Here is a 17005-nt window from a genome sequence, read left to right on the forward strand (position 1 = left end):
AGAGAAGGCCGCGGGCCGGGAATTGTTCCGTCGCGACACCCGCAATCTCGCGCTGACCGCCGACGGCGCGGCCATGGTCGGCTTCGCCCGCACCATCCTCGACGCGCAGGGCCAGGCCGAGCGCTACTTCTCCGACTCCACCCTCACCGGCCTGATCCGTCTCGGCGCCTCCGACGATGTGATGGCCCACGAACTCCCCGACGTACTGCTGGAATTCCAGCGCACCCATCCCGGCGTCGATCTGGAGCTCACCGTCGGCCTGAGCGAAAACCTGAAAACGCGCATGGAAACCGGCGAACTCGACCTCGTCGTCGGCAAACGGCTGCCCGGTGAACGGCACGGCGAACTGCTCTGGCGCGATCGTCTGGTGTGGGTGGGCCGTTCGGCCACAACGGAATTCGACGATCCGGTCCCGCTGGTGACCTATCCGCCACCCAGCCTCACCCGGCGCATCGCATTGCGGGCGCTTGAACGTGACGCCCGGACCTGGCGGGTGACCTGCACCAGCGACAGCCAGCTCGGCCTGCGCGCCGCCGTCCTTGCCGGTCTCGGTGCCATCGTGCATGCCGAAACCCTGATCCCGGACGGTCTGCGCACGCTCGCAGACCCGCGACTCCCGACCCTTGGCGACCTCGAATTCGTCCTGATGCGGCGCCGCACGACCCTGTCTGCGCCGGAGCAGGCGCTGTGCGACGCGATCGTCGCCGGTGCCCGCCGCTTCGGCTGAGCCGCCCGTGCGGATGTGTCGGGCCCGGTCGATAGGCTTGGATTCGTGGCAGATCCCGCGACCTACCGGCCGAAGCCGGGCACGATTCCCGTTGAACCCGGTGTCTACAAATTCCGGGACGCGCACGGGCGTGTGATCTATGTCGGCAAGGCGAAGAGCCTGCGCAGCAGGTTGAATTCGTACTTCGCCGATGTGGCTTCGCTGCATCCGCGGACCAAGCAGATGGTCACGACGGCGGCCAGCGTCGAATGGACCGTGGTCTCCACCGAGGTGGAAGCACTTCAGCTGGAATACAACTGGATCAAGGAATTCGATCCGCGATTCAACGTGCGGTATCGGGACGACAAGTCGTATCCGGTGCTGGCGGTCACCTTGAACGAGGAGTACCCGCGCCTGTTCGTCTATCGCGGCGCGCGCAAGAAAGGGGTGCGGTACTTCGGCCCGTACGCGCATGCCTGGGCCATCCGGGAGACCCTCGATCTGCTGCTGCGGGTCTTTCCCGCGCGCACCTGCTCCAACGGAGTCTTCAAGCGGCACAACCAGATCGGGCGGCCCTGCCTGCTCGGCTATATCGACAAGTGCTCGGCGCCGTGCATCGGCCGGGTCGATGCCGACGAGCATCGCCGGATCGTCGAGGACTTCTGCGACTTCCTGGCCGGGCGCACCGACCGCATGGTGCGCGAGTTGGAGCGCCGGATGCACGACGCCGCCGAAGACCTGGACTTCGAAACCGCTGCGCGGCTGCGCGATGACGTTCAAGCGCTGCGACGGGCGCTGGAGAAGCAGGCTGTCGTCCTGGGAACCGGCACCGACGCCGATGTGGTCGCCTTCGCCATCGATGAGCTCGAGGTGGCGGTGCAGATCTTCCACGTCCGTGACGGCCGGGTGCGCGGTCAGCGCGGCTGGGTGGTCGACAAGTCCGGCGACGCTATCGACGGTCAGGAGGCCGGTGGCGAGGTCGCGGCTTTGGTCGAGCAGTTTCTCACTCAGTTCTACGGTGAGCAGGCCGCGATGGCCGAACAGGGCGAGGACGAGCAACCGGCCACCGCGGTGCCGCGCGAGGTGCTGGTACCGGAACTGCCCGCCGACGCCGAACAGGTGCAGGAATGGTTGAGCCGACTGCGCGGCTCGGCGGTGCGACTACGGGTGCCTCAGCGCGGTGACAAGAAGGCGCTCGCGGAAACCGTGCAGCGTAATGCGATGGAGGCGCTGGCCCAGCACAAACTCAAGCGCGCGGGCGATCTGACCTCGAGATCCGCTGCGCTGCAAGACATTCAAGATGCTCTCGATCTCGACAGTGCGCCGCTACGAATCGAGTGTGTGGATATCAGCCACGTGCAGGGCACCGATGTGGTGGCCTCGTTGGTGGTGTTCGAGGACGGCCTGCCGCGCAAGTCCGAATATCGCCATTACGCGATCAAGGAGGCCGCGGGCGAGGGTCGCTCCGATGATGTCGGCAGTATCGCGGAGGTGACCAGGCGGCGCTTCTATCGTCTGCGCCGCGAACGCGACGAGCTGGCGGCCGAGGAACTGGCATCCGGTCAGGAAAACGGTCACTCCGCCGACGACCTCGAACTCACCTCACGCCCCGGTATCGATCCACGCACCGGCCGTCCGCGGAAATTCGCCTACCCGCCGAACCTCTATGTGGTCGACGGCGGCGCACCCCAGGTGGCGGCCGCCGCGGAGGTCCTCGACGAACTCGGCATCACCGACGTCGCGGTGATCGGTCTGGCCAAACGGCTCGAAGAGGTGTGGGTGCCAGGGGAGAGCGATCCGGTGATCATGCCCCGCAATAGCGAGTCGCTATATCTTCTGCAGCGGGTGCGCGACGAGGCGCACCGCTTCGCCATCACCTTCCACCGCAGCAAACGCTCGCGCCGGATGACCGCATCCGCATTGGACTCGGTGCGCGGCCTCGGCGAATCCCGCCGGACCGCGCTGGTCACGCATTTCGGGTCGGTTGCCAAACTGAAGGAGGCCACGGTCGAGCAGATCATCGAGGTGCCCGGCATCGGTGTGGCGACCGCTAAGGCCGTTTTGGCCGCATTGCGGGAGGAATAAGACACCTACGTTGTGTGTCTGCGCCCGATACCGGAACCGGTGCGGGATGATCGACAGGCACCCTGACACAGATCCGGTAGGAAATGACACGCGTCGAATCGAACAACAGTGCGGGCAGCCCGCGGTCGGCCGCTGGGCGGACCGGCCCCGCGGGCACCCTCGGCGCACCTGTCGAACGCGGCGACGGCAACCCACCGCAGCCGAAGGTCGAGGTCGTCATCGTGACCGGCCTTTCCGGCGCGGGTCGCGGCACCGCGGCCCGCGTACTCGAGGACCTTGGGTGGTATGTCACCGATAACCTGCCGCCGGAGCTGATCGGCCGGATGGTCGAACTCGGCGCCTCCGCCGAACCGCCGATTCGCCGCCTCGCCCTGGTGATGGATGTGCGCAGTCGCTTCTTCACCGGCGATCTCTCGGCCGTCACCGAGCAGCTGCGGTCCGCGGGCGTGCCGACCAGGATCCTGTTCCTGGAGGCCTCCGATGACGTGCTGATCCGGCGCTTCGGCTTCGCGCGTCGGCGCCACCCGCTGCAGAGCGAAAGCGCCGACGGTACGCTCTCGGCGGGCATCGCGGCCGAACGGATTCGCCTTTCCGCCGTGAAAACGGCGGCCGACCTGGTGATCGACACCACCGAACTCTCGATCCACCAGCTGCACCGCAAGTTGGAGGAGGCCTATGGCGGCGGCGCGCCCACCGCACTGCAGCTGACGGTGCAGTCGTTCGGATTCAAGTACGGGGTTCCACTCGATGCGGACATGGTGTTGGATGTGCGTTTTCTACCCAATCCGCATTGGATACCGGAACTTCGGGAACATTCGGGACAGGAGACCGTGGTCAGCGAGTATGTATTGTCGCGTCCCGGCGCGGCCGATTACTTGAGCACCTGCCACCACCTGGTCGACCTGACGACGAATGGTTACCGCCAAGAGGGGAAGCGATACATGACGGTGGCAGTGGGCTGCACCGGAGGTAAACACCGCAGCGTTGCGATAGCCGAGGCGCTCGGCGAACTGATCGGCTCAGAGACCGAGGAATCCGGTCCGGCCGATGTCGTGCGAGTTGTGCACCGGGATCTGGGGCGCGAATGACGGGGTGGGAATCGGACCCCGCTATAGTTGCGCTCGGTGGCGGGCACGGGCTGTACGCGACGCTCACCGCGGTGCGGCGGCTGACCAGAAAGATCAGCGCGGTGGTGACCGTCGCCGACGACGGCGGTTCATCGGGCAGACTGCGCGCGGAACTCGGTGTGCCACCGCCCGGTGATCTGCGCATGGCCCTCGCCGCGCTCGCCGCCGACGGTGACGATGTGTGGACGCGCACCGTGCAGCATCGCTTCGGCGGTACCGGCGCGCTGGCCGGACATTCGGTCGGCAATCTGATCCTCGCGGGGCTGACCGAAGTGCTCGGTGATCCGGTCGCCGCGCTCGACGAGGTCGCCAAGATGTTGCGTATCACCGGACGGGTGCTGCCGATGTCGCCGATCGCGCTCGATATCGAGGCGGATGTTTCCGGGCTGGAAGCGGATCCGCGGGTGAGCCGCTGCATCCGCGGCCAGGTCGCCATCGCGACGACACCGGGTAAGGTGCGGCGCGTGCGGCTGATTCCGTCCGATCCACCCGCCAGTCCGGAGGCCACCTCGGCCATCGAGCACGCCGATGTCGTTGTGCTCGGCCCGGGTTCCTGGTTCACCAGCGTGATTCCGCATGTGCTTGTGCCCGAATTGCGTGACGCGCTGGTCTATACCAGAGCGCGCAAAGTCCTGGTGCTGAATCTGGCCGCGGAGCCAGGAGAAACGGCGGGTTTCTCCGCGGAACGCCATCTCCATGTATTGTCCCAGCACGCACCGGAATTCGTGGTCGACGAGGTACTGGTCGATTCCGGGTCGGTGCCGGAGGGTCGCGAAAGAGAACATGTGGCCAGGGCTGCCGAACAATTGCGGGCGCGAGTAACCTTCTCCGATGTCGCCGAAGCGGGAACCGACCGGCATCACCCCGGAAAGCTTGCCGCCGCACTGGATCAGCTGATCCGGCAACCTCGGCCACATCTGGCAGGGCTTCGAGTCGAGGGACGGCACATGGGTCAGGATGTGCGTTCCGGGTTGGGTGGAAAGGAGCGCGTCTCGTGGCGATGACAGCCGAAGTGAAGGACGAGCTGAGCAGGCTCACGGTCTCGCAGGTGAGTTCCCGCAAGGCGGAACTGTCTGCGCTGCTGCGGTTTGCGGGCGGTCTGCACATCGTCGGCGGGCGGGTGATCGTCGAGGCCGAGGTGGATATGGGTTCCATCGCGCGCAGGCTACGGCGGGAGATCTTCGAGCTGTACGGCTACGGCTCCGATGTACACGTGCTCGGTGCGGGCGGTCTGCGCAAGACCTCGCGCTATGTGGTGCGGGTGTCCAAGGAGGGCGAGGCGCTGGCCAGACAGACCGGTCTGCTCGATGTGCGCGGTCGTCCGGTGCGCGGTCTGCCCGCCCAGGTGGTCGGCGGCAGCATCGGCGATGCCGAAGCCGCTTGGCGCGGAGCGTTTCTCGCGCACGGCTCGCTCACCGAACCGGGTCGTTCCTCGGCGCTCGAGGTCAGCTGCCCCGGTCCGGAGGCCGCGCTGGCGCTCGTGGGTGCGGCGCGGCGGCTCGGCATCACCGCCAAGGCACGTGAGGTGCGCGGCACCGATCGGGTCGTGGTGCGCGACGGCGAGGCCATCGGTGCGCTACTGACCAGGATGGGCGCGCAGGACACCCGGATCGTCTGGGAGGAGCGTAGGCTGCGCCGCGAGGTGCGGGCCACCGCGAACCGTCTGGCCAATTTCGATGATGCGAATCTGCGCCGTTCGGCCCGCGCCGCGGTCGCCGCTGCCGCGAGAGTCGAACGCGCACTGGAGATCCTGGGCGAGGAGGTGCCAGATCATTTGGCCGCGGCGGGCAAGTTGCGGGTGCAGCACCGGCAGGCGTCGCTGGAGGAACTCGGCCAGCTCGCCGATCCGCCGATGACGAAAGACGCTGTGGCGGGCCGAATTCGACGGCTGCTGTCGATGGCGGACCGCCGGGCCAAGGAACTGGGGGTGCCCGATACCGAATCGGCCGTCACCGCCGAATTGCTCGACGAAGCGTGAGTCGAATCGCCGCCCCACGGGGCGGCGATTCGTTTTTCCGAGACAGGGCTGTCCACCCGGCTGACGGTCCGAAGTCCGCGGCCGCGGCGCCTTCCGGACCACTCGGACCGCAGGTGACCGGGGTCGTGCACCGGATTCCATAGTGAGCCGAAACAAGGACACAGACGGCGGATTTGTGCACCGAAACCACATACCCGGGCGTCTGCGCAGGTCCCGCCTGCTCCGGAATGCCAGGTGCGTGTCGGAGAGACTACCGTCGGGCACTACTGTGTTTTATGGCATCGGAATGAATCCGCTTGAAAGCTGAGGAGCGATAACGTGACTGTCCGGGTTGGCATCAACGGCTTCGGCCGTATCGGACGTAACTTCTTCCGGGCGGTGGAGGCGCAGAAGGCGCTCGGCACCACCGACATCGAGATCGTCGCGGTCAACGACCTCACCGACAACGCGACGCTGGCCACTCTGCTCAAGTACGACTCGATCCTGGGCCGCTTGCCGCAGGATGTGTCGCTGGACGGCGACGACATCATCGTGGTGGGCGACCAGCGGATCAAGGCGCTGGCCATCAAGGAGGGCCCGTCCGCGCTGCCGTGGGGTGACCTCGGCGTCGACGTGGTCGTCGAATCCACCGGCATCTTCACCGACGCGACCAAGGCGAAGGGGCACATCGCCGCGGGCGCCAAGAAGGTCATCATCTCCGCGCCCGCCAAGGGCGAGGACCTGACCGTCGTCATGGGCGTCAACGACGACAAGTACGACGGCAGCCAGAACATCATCTCCAACGCGTCCTGCACCACCAACTGCCTCGGCCCGCTGGCGAAGGTGCTCAACGACAGCTTCGGCATCGAGCGTGGCCTGATGACCACCATCCATGCCTACACCCAGGATCAGAACCTGCAGGACGGTCCGCACGGCGACCTGCGCCGCGCCCGCGCCGCCGCGCTGAACATCGTGCCGACCGGCACCGGCGCCGCGAAGGCCATCGGCCTGGTGCTTCCGGAGCTCAACGGCAAGCTCGACGGCTACGCGCTGCGCGTCCCGGTCCCGACGGGCTCGGTCACCGACCTCACCGTGACCCTGAGCAAGTCGGCCTCGATCGATGAGATCAATGCCGCCTACAAGGCCGCCGCCGAAGGTGCGCTGAAGGGCATCCTGAAGTACAACGTGGACCCGATCGTATCCAGCGACATCGTTACCGACCCGCATTCGTGCATCTACGACGCGCCGCTGATCAAGACCATCGATGACCAGGTGAAGGTCGTCGGCTGGTACGACAACGAGTGGGGCTACTCCAACCGCCTGGCCGACCTCATCGGCCTCGTCGGCAAGTCGCTCTGACGCGCATGGCAGTCAAGACGCTCCAGGATCTGCTGAACGAGGGTGTCGAGGGTCGGGGCGTACTCGTGCGCTCCGACCTGAACGTCCCTCTCGACGAGAACGGCGAGATCACCGATCCGGGCCGCATCATCGCCTCGGTGCCGACGCTGCGGGCGCTGGTCGAGGCCGGTGCCAAGGTGGTCGTCACGGCTCATTTGGGCCGTCCGAAGGGTGAGCCGGATCCGAAGTTCTCCCTCGCCCCGGTCGCGGTGAAGCTGGCCGAACTGCTGGGCCGCAATGTCCAGCTGGCCGGTGATGTCGTCGGCTACGACGCGCTGTCGCGCTCGGAGGGCCTGACCGACGGCGATGTGCTGCTGCTGGAGAACGTGCGCTTCGATCCGCGCGAGACCAGCAAGGACGATGCCGAGCGGGCCAAGCTGGCGGCGGCGCTGGTCGAGCTGGTCGGCGATGACGGTGCGTTCGTCTCCGACGGCTTCGGCGTGGTGCACCGCAAGCAGGCCTCGGTCTACGACGTGGCGAAGCTGCTGCCGCATTACGCGGGCACGCTGGTCGCCGCCGAGGTCGAGGTGCTTGCCAAGCTGACCGAGAACTCGGAGCGCCCGTACGCGGTGGTGCTCGGCGGTTCCAAGGTCTCCGACAAGCTGGCCGTCATCGAGGCACTTGCCCCCAAGGTCGACACCCTGGTGATCGGCGGCGGCATGTGCTTCACCTTCCTTGCCGCACAGGGTCTCTCGGTCGGCGCCTCGCTGCTGCAGGAGGAAATGATCGAGACCTGCAAGGGGTTGCTGGAGCGCTACGCGGACGTCATCCACCTGCCGCGCGATATCGTCGTCGCGGATAAGTTCGCGGCCGACGCGGACTCGAAGGTGGTACCAGCCAACGAGATTCCGGACGGCTGGCTCGGACTCGATGTCGGTCCCGAGTCGGTGGACCGGTTCGCGGCACTGCTCACCGAGGCCAAGACGGTGTTCTGGAACGGCCCGATGGGCGTATTCGAGTTCGAGAACTTCGCCGCCGGTACCCGGGGTGTCGCCGAGGCGATCGTGACCGCGACGGGCAAGGGTGCCTTCACCGTTGTCGGCGGTGGTGATTCGGCCGCGGCCGTGCGCGCGCTGGGCCTGCCCGAGGATGGCTTCTCGCACATCTCCACCGGTGGCGGCGCATCCCTGGAATACCTCGAGGGCAAGGAACTGCCCGGTATCGCGGTATTGGAGGACTGAACCATGGCACGCAAACCGCTCATCGCGGGCAACTGGAAGATGAACCTCAACCATCTCGAGGCCATCGCCCTGGTGCAGAAGATCGCCTTCGCGCTGCCGGAGAAGTACTTCGCCAAGGTCGACGTCGCGGTGATTCCGCCGTTCACCGATATCCGCAGTGTGCAGACTCTCGTCGAGGGCGACAAACTGCTGCTCACCTATGGTGCGCAGGATGTTTCGACGCACGACGAGGGCGCGTACACCGGTGAGATCAGCGCCGCGATGCTGTCCAAGCTGGGCTGCACCTTCGCGGTCGTCGGCCATTCGGAGCGGCGGCAGTACCACTCCGAGGACGACGCCACCGTGCTGGCCAAGACCAAGCAGGCGCTGAAGTACGGGATCACTCCGATCGTGTGCATCGGCGAGGGGCTCAATGTCCGTGAAGCGAAGACCCACGTCGAGTACAACCTCGAGCAGTTGCGTGGTTCGCTCAAAGGTCTGACGGCAGAAGAGATTTCGAAGATCGTCATCGCCTACGAGCCGGTCTGGGCCATCGGCACCGGTAAGGTCGCCACCCCCGCCGACGCGCAGGAAGTCTGCGGCGCGATTCGCGCGGAAATCGTCGAACTGGCCTCGGCCGAGGTCGCGGCGGGTGTGCGGGTGCTCTACGGCGGTTCGGTGAATGCCAAGAACGTCGGCGAGTTGGTCGCGCAGACCGATATCGATGGCGCGCTTGTCGGCGGTGCTTCGCTCAAGGGCGACGAATTCGCCACGCTGTCCGCCATTGCCGCGGGTGGTCCGCTGCCCTGACGGGTGATTGTTCGAATCAGCCCGGTAGTACGCATGATCGCGTACTACCGGGCTGATTCGCGTTCGGGACTTCCCGCTCGGGGTGAGGCCTACCGGTGCCAGGGATGCGATGCTGTTCGCGTTTGTAGATCCAATTGGCCGACAAGGACTTTCACGTGAGATCAATCAAGGCGCGCGCACTCGTCACCGTTATGCTTGTAGCGTGCACCGCGTTCGGGGCCGGATGCTCCGACGACTCGCCCTCACCGGTCGGAATCATCTCGAGTTCCGAGGCGGCTCCCACCAACCAGGATGCCGGGCACCAGAAGCTGAATCAGCTGGTGGGCGAATGGAATGGCGCGAAGTCGACCTACATCGCGGGTGGTACCGCGGACAATCCGATCAAGAGCGATATCACCTCGCGCTGGCACTGGATCGGCAAGACGGGCGATAACTTCATGCAGGAGGAGGCCGAGGGGACCTTCGGCGGCAAACCGTATTACCGACTCGGCACGCTCGGCTATTCGCCCACCGACGACCGCTACGAATGGTCGACGGTGGACAGCGTGACGCCGATGATGATGACCTACAAGGGCGCCAAGGCCAGTGGCGGCGCCGCCGACATCGTGGTGGCGGGGGAGTTCACCGATCCGGGTGTGCTCGGTCCGCAGTTCGTCGGCAAGACGATTCCGATGCGGACGGTGATCAAGCTGGAGTCGGCCGATCGGGTGACCATGGAGATCTACTTCGCCCCGCCCGGGGAGGCGGAGCGGATCGCGGACCGGGTGATCCTGACGCGGAAGTAGTCCCGATCAGAGGTGGTTCACTATGAAACCGCAGGCGGTGAGCGCCAGCTCCAAAGGCTCGTCGTGCGGGTCCATCGAGACTTCGGCGGTCCGCACGTCCGGATAGTGCACGTGTAATCGGTACAGGGTGCCGCGCAGGAGGTGGGCGAGTTCTGCGGGCTGCTTGGTGGCGTGCACGATGTACAGCCTGGCTGTGCCGTCGGCGATGCCGACCGAGCATTCGGCCAAGAGTGCGCCATCGGGGTCGATGAAGCCCAAAGTGAAGGTGGTGTGCAGGAATTCGTCGCGCGCGGCGAGTAGCGCGGTGACGGCATCCATATCCCAGCCGCCGCTGTCGGTGCGACGGATGCGGCCCGCGGCGGTGTAGAGCTCGGCGTAGCGGACGAGGGTTACCGGTGATGGCGGCGCGGGCAGCTTCTCGATGTGGGCGGACGGAAGATCCGGCCACGGGCCGATCTCGGTATGCCAGGTGCGTTTGCGGTCCGGGTGGCGCAGATCCGGTGTGCGGGAGGTGTTTTGGTCCACGGCTATACCGCGTGCATGGTCAGGCCGAAGCCGTTGGCATTGCGCAGGATCAGAGTGTCCGCGTCGATGGTGGCCGTCGTCTTGCCGTCGAGGGCCTTCAGCACCGCCTGCTCGATCTCCATGATCTCCGGTGCGCACGCCATCTTCGTGGTGCCGATCTGGAATGTGACATCCGGACCATTGGCGGCCGGTGCCGGGGTGGCGTGACCGGTCATGCGGTTGCATCCGGCGCTGCCGGAGACCCCGCCGTCGGCCGCGATGTTGAGCGAGGGCTTCACATCATCGAGTGTCTGCGAACGGATCTGCGCATCGGGCGTCATCAGGGCGGAGACGATCCACGTCGTGCCGGTGAGCGGCTGATCGGGCTGGGCGACCTTCTTGTCCAGCAACGTGACCGTTACTTCCTTCCCGGTCAGCGTCAGTGTCGAATCGTCGACCCGCCATTTGGGCAGCGAGGTCAATACCTTGTCCTGCCAACTATCGGCCTGGCCACGTTCCTCCGGACATGCCAGCAGTGTGCTCGCGAGTGTGCCGACATGCAGGATCCCATCGGTGAGATCCACCGTGCCATTGGCCGTATTACAGCCGGAGTTCGCCGAGATCCTGCCATCGGCAAAGGTGAGCGTCATCGGTCCGCCGCCCGGAATCTGCAGCCCCTCGACCCCGGTCGAGATGAAAGTACGCCCCATCGGCGAGCCCGCCGGTTTCTCCGCTTTCTTATCGTCATCCGAACACCCGGCCACCAGACCGGCCGTAATCGCGAGCAGGACTCCGACGCGCACCGATGTAGCCGACATGTAGCCGATGGTACGGGCGTCGACGCTGGAAAACCGTAGAACTCGGCTGGCCGTCGCGGCGGGTGCGTCCGTCTAAACAGGTAGTGGGTTACTCATGTCGGTGTGTCGGGGCGGGCACAGACTTGGTTCCGTAGCACGGATCGATGCTCGGCGATCCGCGTTTCGGAGAGGTAGTCATGAGAAGTGAGGCGCGAGCGTTTCTTGTCGCGGTGGCCGCGGCGGGGATGGTCGGCATGGCGTCGGTACCGATGGCGATGTCGGCGCCTACTACAACCACACCGTCGCCGACCGCGCCTTCGACAACCACAGCGAACGCGGGGCAATGCACTACGGCTGGTGCGGTGGGGGAGTCTTGTCCGCGTCCCGAGCCTACTTTCAACGGCGTGCCAACCCGTGCGGAACGCGGCACACAATTCACCGTGAGCGGCGATCACTGGCACTGCAACCAGATCCGGATTACCCCGAGCTGGTCCGGTTCGCCGCAGAACGCGACGGTCACCCAGGGTTCGTTCGAAACTTCCATCGACGTGTCCAATCAGGCCGCAACCGGCCAGCAGACGATCAGCGCCGCCTGCGGCGAGGAATCCGCTGTCCGGCAGATCACGATCGCCCCTCGTTCCGACGCGACCACCACGACCACGACCACGACCACGAAGCCGATCACGACGACCACGAAGCCGATTACCACGACAACCACCGGACAATCAGCCGTCGCGGAAACAACTGTCACGCCGACCGCCGGGTCGGCCGTGGACCATCCGCAGCGGGACAACCATTTCGGTGAGGTGTTGGGCATCGGCGTGTTCCTCCTCGCCCTCGGTGTGGCGACGGTCGTCCTGCGCCGACGGCGTAAGCAGGCCGTCGATCGGTCGCGCGCGGGCCGCGGTGAGCCGCACCCGCCGCTGGTACGCGTGCAGGTGGCCGGGGCATCGAGGCCGTCGATTCATATTCGGGAGTTCATGCGTCCCACTGTTCCGGCCGTCCGGGTTCGGCTGCGTGTCGGTGAGTCGCAGTTGCAGGTAAGGGAGGTTTCGCGATGACGGGACCGATATCGATAACGGCTCGCGCGGTGTTGTTCGGGCGGGCAGCGCGTGAGGTCGTCGAGGGGGAATTGGCCGAGCGCCTGCACGAGCGCGGGGTCGAGCAACTGGCGTTACGCAGAACGCCGATCGCTACCGAGGTGCTGCGGTCCGCGGCGCTGCGTGAGGTGGCCAGGGCGGTGGACGGGTTGCTCGAGGTCGACCTCGGCGGTGTCGCGGTCGCGGGTTGGCGTCGCTACCAGCGGCTGCACAGTGCGGCGATGCGTACTCGGACGGGCGGAGTCGAGCGGGTCGAGTTGTTCGAACACGAGGTCACCCGGAGCTACTGTCCGCGCCTCGAGGTAACCGTCGACGGCAGCCAGGTGGGCGAATTCGAGCTCGAACTCTGTGTCGCGGTGCTGGTTCGGCCGCTCATGGCGACCGTACGCGATGGCATGCTCGCGGCTTTGGGTCCTGGTGACTGCACTGTGACGGTCTCGATCGGCGCACCGGAAGTCGGGCCCATCATCAAGCGCGAACATCCGATCCCGTTGGCAGCCATGGTCGATCTGCGGCGGCCGATCCCGCTGGTCGACTACCAGCCGCCCCGGCCTGCCACCCCGCCGACCCGAGCCGCGCCCGGACCTCGGCCATCAGCTCCGTACAACTGACGGATATAGCGAACGGCACGTATTTCGACCCGTAGCTATGCTCGGGCCCGTGACCACTGCCGATGCGACGACACCTCTATCCACCTGGGCGCCGTTACGGTCGCGAATCTATCGGGCGCTCTGGATCGCGCAGTTGGTCTCGAATCTGGGTACCTGGATGCAAACCGTTGGGGCGCAGTGGATTCTGGTCGATGCGCCCAATGCCGCGACATTGGTGGCGTTCGTGCAGACGGCGACGACATTGCCGGTGATGCTGCTGTCGATTCCGTCGGGGGTATTGGCGGATCTGTTGGATCGGCGCAGGTTGCTGGTGGGGGCGCAGTCGGCGATGGCGGTGTTGGCGGCGGTGCTCGCGGTGTCGACGGCGACCGGGCACACCACTCCGGGCGTGCTGTTGACGTTGCTGTTCCTACTCGGGTGCGGGCAGGCGCTGACCGGGCCGTCTTGGCAGGCCATTCAGCCGGAACTCGTTGCGCGCGAAGAGATTCCGTCCGCCGCCGCGCTGGGCAGTATGAATATCAATATCGGGCGCGCGGTCGGTCCCGCCATCGCGGGTGTGCTGGTTTCGGTGTCCGGGCCGACGCTGGTGTTCGCGCTGAATGCGGTCTCGTTCGTCGGCATCGTCACGGTGCTGCTCAGCTGGCGCAGACCGGCGAAGGAACGGAAGCTGCCCAGTGAACGTCCGCTGGCCGCGCTACAGGCGGGCACCCGATTCATCCGCGCGGCGCCCGCGATCCGCCGGGTGCTGTTGCGCTCGATTCTGTTCATCGCCCCGGCGAGCGCGGTGTGGGCACTGCTGCCGGTAATCGCCCGTGACGAGCTCGGCTTGTCCTCGTCCGGCTATGGATTGCTGCTCGGCGCGCTCGGGCTCGGTGCGGTGACGGGTGCGGTCGGCCTGGGGCGAGTCCGCGCCCTGCTGACGCCCACGCAGCGATTGACGGCGGCCGCGATCCTGTTCGGTATCGCCTCGGCGGGTGTGGCGGTGCTGCACAGCGTGCCGGTGGTGCTGGTACTGCTGGTGGGAGCCGGATTCGCCTGGCTGCTCGCGATGTCGACGATGAACGCGACCATGCAATTGCTGTTGCCCGCATGGGTGCGGGCGCGCGGGTTGTCGGTGTACATGCTGGTGTTCATGGGCGGCCAGGCACTCGGTTCGCTGGTGTGGGGTCTGGTCGCCGGCGCGGTGGGGCCGGTGGCCGCATTGCTCGCGGCCGCGGTGCTGTTGGCGGGTTCCGCGCTGAGTTCGGTCTGGCTGCCGATCCGCCACAATGCGGAGGAATTGGATCTGAGCCCGAGCGCCTTCTGGCCGGAACCGCAGCTGGTCGTCGAACCGGATCCCGAGGACGGACCGGTGCTGGTGCTGCGCACCTACGATGTCCCGCCGGAGAAGGTCGACGAATTCCTGGCCGCGATGGTGTTCGTCGGACGGTCCATGCAGCGCACCGGCGCGATGGAATGGCGGCTGTATCGCGATGTCGGCGTGGTCGACCGCTATGTCGAGGCATTCGTGGTGCGCTCCTGGTCGGAGCATATGCACCAGCACCAGGTGCGGCTCACCGCCCAGGATCAATTGCGCGAACGCGCCGTCGCGGAGTTCATGATCGGCCAGGACACCACCACACACCTGGTCGCGGTAGACACACCGTAGGTCGCGTCGAGCCGGGGTGATTATGCGGGTACCGGCGCACACCCATAGACTGTCCGGCATGCGGATGTTCCTGGATATCCTCCTGATCATCACCAGCGTGCTGCTGGTGCTGCTGGTGCTGCTGCACCGCGCCAAGGGTGGAGGTCTGTCCAGCTTGTTTGGTGGCGGCGTGCAGTCCAGCCTGTCGGGATCGACTGTCGTCGAGAAGAACCTCGACCGCATCACCATCTTCACCGGCCTGATCTGGCTCATCGCCATCCTCGGCATCGGCCTGGAGATCAAGTTCGCTTGATTTGCCTGGCGACGATGACGGCCGCCGCTGTCGCCGCCGCCAGCACCAGAGTCGCGATTACGAAGGCCATCGCATAACCGTCGCCGATTACCGGTGCGACGACCAGCGGACCTAGCATCTGCCCCGCGCCGTAGCCCGCCGTGAGTGTGGCCGCGGCCCGATGGTCGGTCAATTCGATGCCGAGCTGGATCGCGAGCATGCAGATGCCCATGAACGTCCCGCCGAACAGTGCCGCCGCGATGATCGCCGACCACATGGTCGTCGACCAGGCGAGCAGGGCCGACGACGCGCACTGCGCGAGTAGCGCGAGGACCAGTGCGGTCGTCGGCGTCCAGCGATGTGCGGCAATGCTCCAGAGCACCGCCGGTGCGGCGGCCGCGCCGACGATCACCCACATGGCCGAGCCGATCGTCGCATTGTGCGCGCCGACGGCGGCGACCAAGAAGGTGCCGATCACGATATAGCCGACCCCTTCGAGCGTGTAGGCGATGAGCAGTGCGCGCCACGCTGTGCTCGTACGTTTCGCACGGACCACCTCGGTGCTGTGCCCGCCGTGAATATCCAGTCGGAAGGCAGGCAGCAAGAGCACGGCGGTCAGCCCGGCGGCACCGAGCCATAGCCCCTGCCAGGACAGCACCGGCCGCGCTGCCAGGGCGAGCAATCCCGTGAGCGCGATACCGAATCCGACCCCGCCGAAGGCGATGCCCGCCGCGTGCGCGCGGCCACCCAGGCGAGCGATCGCCCCCGCGCAGCTGACGAAGATCACCGCGCTCGCCACGCCCGCGATCAGTCGCAGCAGCGCGGGAAGCACCGTAGGGCCGGGCAGTGCGACCGATGCCTCGCTGGCCACCAGGACCGCGGCCGAGATGCGAAAAGTATTGCGGCTGTTCAGGTCCGGGCGACGCGCGAGCAGCACCGCGCCCGCGAGATAGCCCCCATAGTTGGCGGCGGCGATGAGCGCGCCATCGTGGGCATCGATGCGGTGCGCGTCCACCATGGCGGGCAGCAGGGGTGTGTAGGCGAAGCGCCCGACACCGACGGCGGCGGCAAGGCCCGCACCTGCGGCGAGTGCTGGTGCGAGGGTGCGGCGCGGGGTGTCGAGGAGTGCTGATGCGGTCACAGGATCCGACGGTATGGTCCGCCGACCAGCCTGTGAAATGCTTTCTATGCACGATGTATACGCTCAACGCATGGATATCGAGCTGCGGCACCTGCGGGCGTACCTCGCGCTCTGCGAGGAAGCGAACTACACCCGCGCCGCCGCCCGGCTGCACCTCAGCCAGCCCGCGCTGACCCGAACCATCCAGCAATTGGAACGGCTGGTCGAATGTCGGTTGATCGAGCGCACGTCCCGGCGTTTCGAGCTGACCGACGAGGGAGCCGCGCTGCTCGAGCACAGCAGGCGCATCATCGGCGATCTCGAGACCGTCCAGGCGGATCTGCGCAGGCGCGCCACGATCGAGGTCGGATTCTCCTGGCTGCTGCCCGATGCCTGGTTCGCCGCGATCCGCACCCGCTACGAGGCGCTGGGCGGCCGGATTTCGCTGCGCCGCGTAGAGGACCCGATGGCCGCACTCGATGACCGCTCGATCGATATCGCCATCCACCGCAACGATATCTGGTTGCCGCACCATCTCGAATCCCGCGAAATCGATTCGGAGCAGCGGGTACTGGCGGTTTCGGTGCATTCACCGCTGGCGACCGCGACCGGGGTGCGCTGGGCCGATCTCGCCCGGTATCCACTGGTGGCCAATACCGTTTCCGGCACCACCAATGCCGAATCGTGGGAGGCGCCCGATCCGAACCGCACCGTCATCACATGCACGAATTTCGACGAATGGATCGAACTCGTCGCGGCCGAACGCGGTATCGGGATTGTGCCGGTGCTGGCGCGCACTCGTGCACCGCATCCGGGCGTGGTCTATGTCGACATAGTCGATGCGCCGCGCTCGCATATCTATCTGACCTGGCGGGTCAAGCCGACGCCGTTGCGATCGGTACAGCGCTTTCTGAGTCTCGTCTGAA

The 17005-nt window shown here is 66.3% G+C and carries 17 protein-coding genes; 14 read left to right on the forward strand and 3 right to left on the reverse strand.

Features of this window, described 5'->3' with window-relative positions; translation table 11 throughout:
- From NA5_RS29205 to NA5_RS29245, 9 genes are all read left to right on the forward strand, one after another.
- On the forward strand, positions 1–727 hold a 727-nt coding region (locus NA5_RS29205; protein ID WP_062991783.1), incomplete at its 5' end, for a LysR substrate-binding domain-containing protein.
- 45 nt (positions 728–772) lie between these two features.
- The gene (gene uvrC / locus NA5_RS29210; protein WP_062991785.1) at positions 773–2791 is read left to right on the forward strand and encodes an excinuclease ABC subunit UvrC; all 2019 of its coding nucleotides are present in this window, start codon (positions 773–775) and stop codon (positions 2789–2791) included.
- A gap of 83 nt (positions 2792–2874) precedes the next feature.
- Positions 2875–3879, forward strand: a complete 1005-nt coding sequence (rapZ, locus tag NA5_RS29215) for an RNase adapter RapZ (RefSeq protein WP_084484508.1) — start codon at positions 2875–2877, stop codon at positions 3877–3879.
- Positions 3876–4922: a gluconeogenesis factor YvcK family protein gene (locus NA5_RS29220; RefSeq protein ID WP_062991787.1), complete on the forward strand. Its 1047-nt coding sequence runs from the start codon at positions 3876–3878 to the stop codon at positions 4920–4922. The genes rapZ and NA5_RS29220 overlap by 4 nt, the downstream gene beginning before the upstream one ends.
- Entirely contained in the window at positions 4913–5896 is a 984-nt protein-coding gene (gene whiA / locus NA5_RS29225) for a DNA-binding protein WhiA (RefSeq protein ID WP_062991789.1), read from the forward strand. Before NA5_RS29220 ends, whiA begins: the two co-directional genes overlap by 10 nt.
- 318 nt (positions 5897–6214) lie before the next feature.
- On the forward strand, positions 6215–7234 hold the full coding sequence (gap, locus tag NA5_RS29230; protein WP_062991791.1) for a type I glyceraldehyde-3-phosphate dehydrogenase: 1020 nt from the start codon (positions 6215–6217) through the stop codon (positions 7232–7234).
- A 5-nt stretch (positions 7235–7239) separates the two neighbouring features.
- Positions 7240–8454 (forward strand): phosphoglycerate kinase, encoded by a 1215-nt coding sequence (locus NA5_RS29235; RefSeq protein WP_062991793.1) that lies wholly within the window; start codon positions 7240–7242, stop codon positions 8452–8454.
- 3 nt (positions 8455–8457) lie between these two features.
- Complete coding sequence (gene tpiA, locus NA5_RS29240) at positions 8458–9243, forward strand: triose-phosphate isomerase (protein WP_062991796.1); 786 nt, start codon at positions 8458–8460, stop codon at positions 9241–9243.
- Positions 9244–9398: 155 nt separating this feature from the next.
- On the forward strand, positions 9399–10028 hold the full coding sequence (locus tag NA5_RS29245; protein WP_157110692.1) for a DUF1579 family protein: 630 nt from the start codon (positions 9399–9401) through the stop codon (positions 10026–10028).
- A 6-nt stretch (positions 10029–10034) separates the two neighbouring features.
- Here the strand turns inward: NA5_RS29245 and NA5_RS29250 are convergent, their stop codons facing one another.
- Both NA5_RS29250 and NA5_RS29255 read right to left on the reverse strand, forming a co-directional pair.
- Positions 10035–10553 carry a hypothetical protein gene (locus NA5_RS29250; protein ID WP_062991800.1) on the reverse strand — a complete coding sequence of 173 codons (519 nt, stop codon included), beginning with the start codon at positions 10551–10553 and terminating at the stop codon, positions 10035–10037.
- Positions 10554–10555: 2 nt separating this feature from the next.
- Entirely contained in the window at positions 10556–11350 is a 795-nt protein-coding gene (locus tag NA5_RS29255; protein WP_062991802.1) for an META domain-containing protein, read from the reverse strand.
- A gap of 383 nt (positions 11351–11733) precedes the next feature.
- Between NA5_RS29255 and NA5_RS29265 the strand changes: the two genes are divergently transcribed.
- The 4 genes from NA5_RS29265 to secG are packed head-to-tail and all read left to right on the forward strand — an operon-like array spanning position 11734 to position 14980.
- Positions 11734–12390: a hypothetical protein gene (locus NA5_RS29265; RefSeq protein ID WP_062991806.1), complete on the forward strand. Its 657-nt coding sequence runs from the start codon at positions 11734–11736 to the stop codon at positions 12388–12390.
- Positions 12387–13040 (forward strand): hypothetical protein, encoded by a 654-nt coding sequence (locus tag NA5_RS29270; RefSeq protein WP_157110693.1) that lies wholly within the window; start codon positions 12387–12389, stop codon positions 13038–13040. Before NA5_RS29265 ends, NA5_RS29270 begins: the two co-directional genes overlap by 4 nt.
- A gap of 37 nt (positions 13041–13077) precedes the next feature.
- Complete coding sequence (locus NA5_RS29275) at positions 13078–14688, forward strand: MFS transporter (RefSeq protein ID WP_084484509.1); 1611 nt, start codon at positions 13078–13080, stop codon at positions 14686–14688.
- A 58-nt stretch (positions 14689–14746) separates the two neighbouring features.
- The gene (gene secG, locus NA5_RS29280) at positions 14747–14980 is read left to right on the forward strand and encodes a preprotein translocase subunit SecG (RefSeq protein ID WP_062991810.1); all 234 of its coding nucleotides are present in this window, start codon (positions 14747–14749) and stop codon (positions 14978–14980) included.
- On the opposite strand, the gene NA5_RS29285 is transcribed toward secG, so the two are convergent.
- The gene (locus tag NA5_RS29285) at positions 14967–16100 is read right to left on the reverse strand and encodes a YbfB/YjiJ family MFS transporter (protein ID WP_062991812.1); all 1134 of its coding nucleotides are present in this window, start codon (positions 16098–16100) and stop codon (positions 14967–14969) included. The two genes, secG and NA5_RS29285, sit on opposite strands and share 14 nt — an antisense overlap.
- 70 nt (positions 16101–16170) lie before the next feature.
- Here NA5_RS29285 and NA5_RS29290 point away from each other — a divergent pair, with 70 nt between their 5' ends.
- Positions 16171–17004: a LysR family transcriptional regulator gene (locus NA5_RS29290; RefSeq protein ID WP_062991814.1), complete on the forward strand. Its 834-nt coding sequence runs from the start codon at positions 16171–16173 to the stop codon at positions 17002–17004.
- The last annotated feature ends 1 nt before the right edge of the window (position 17005 follow it).

The organism is Nocardia anaemiae NBRC 100462 (assembly GCF_001612725.1).
Lineage (GTDB): Bacteria > Actinomycetota > Actinomycetes > Mycobacteriales > Mycobacteriaceae > Nocardia > Nocardia anaemiae.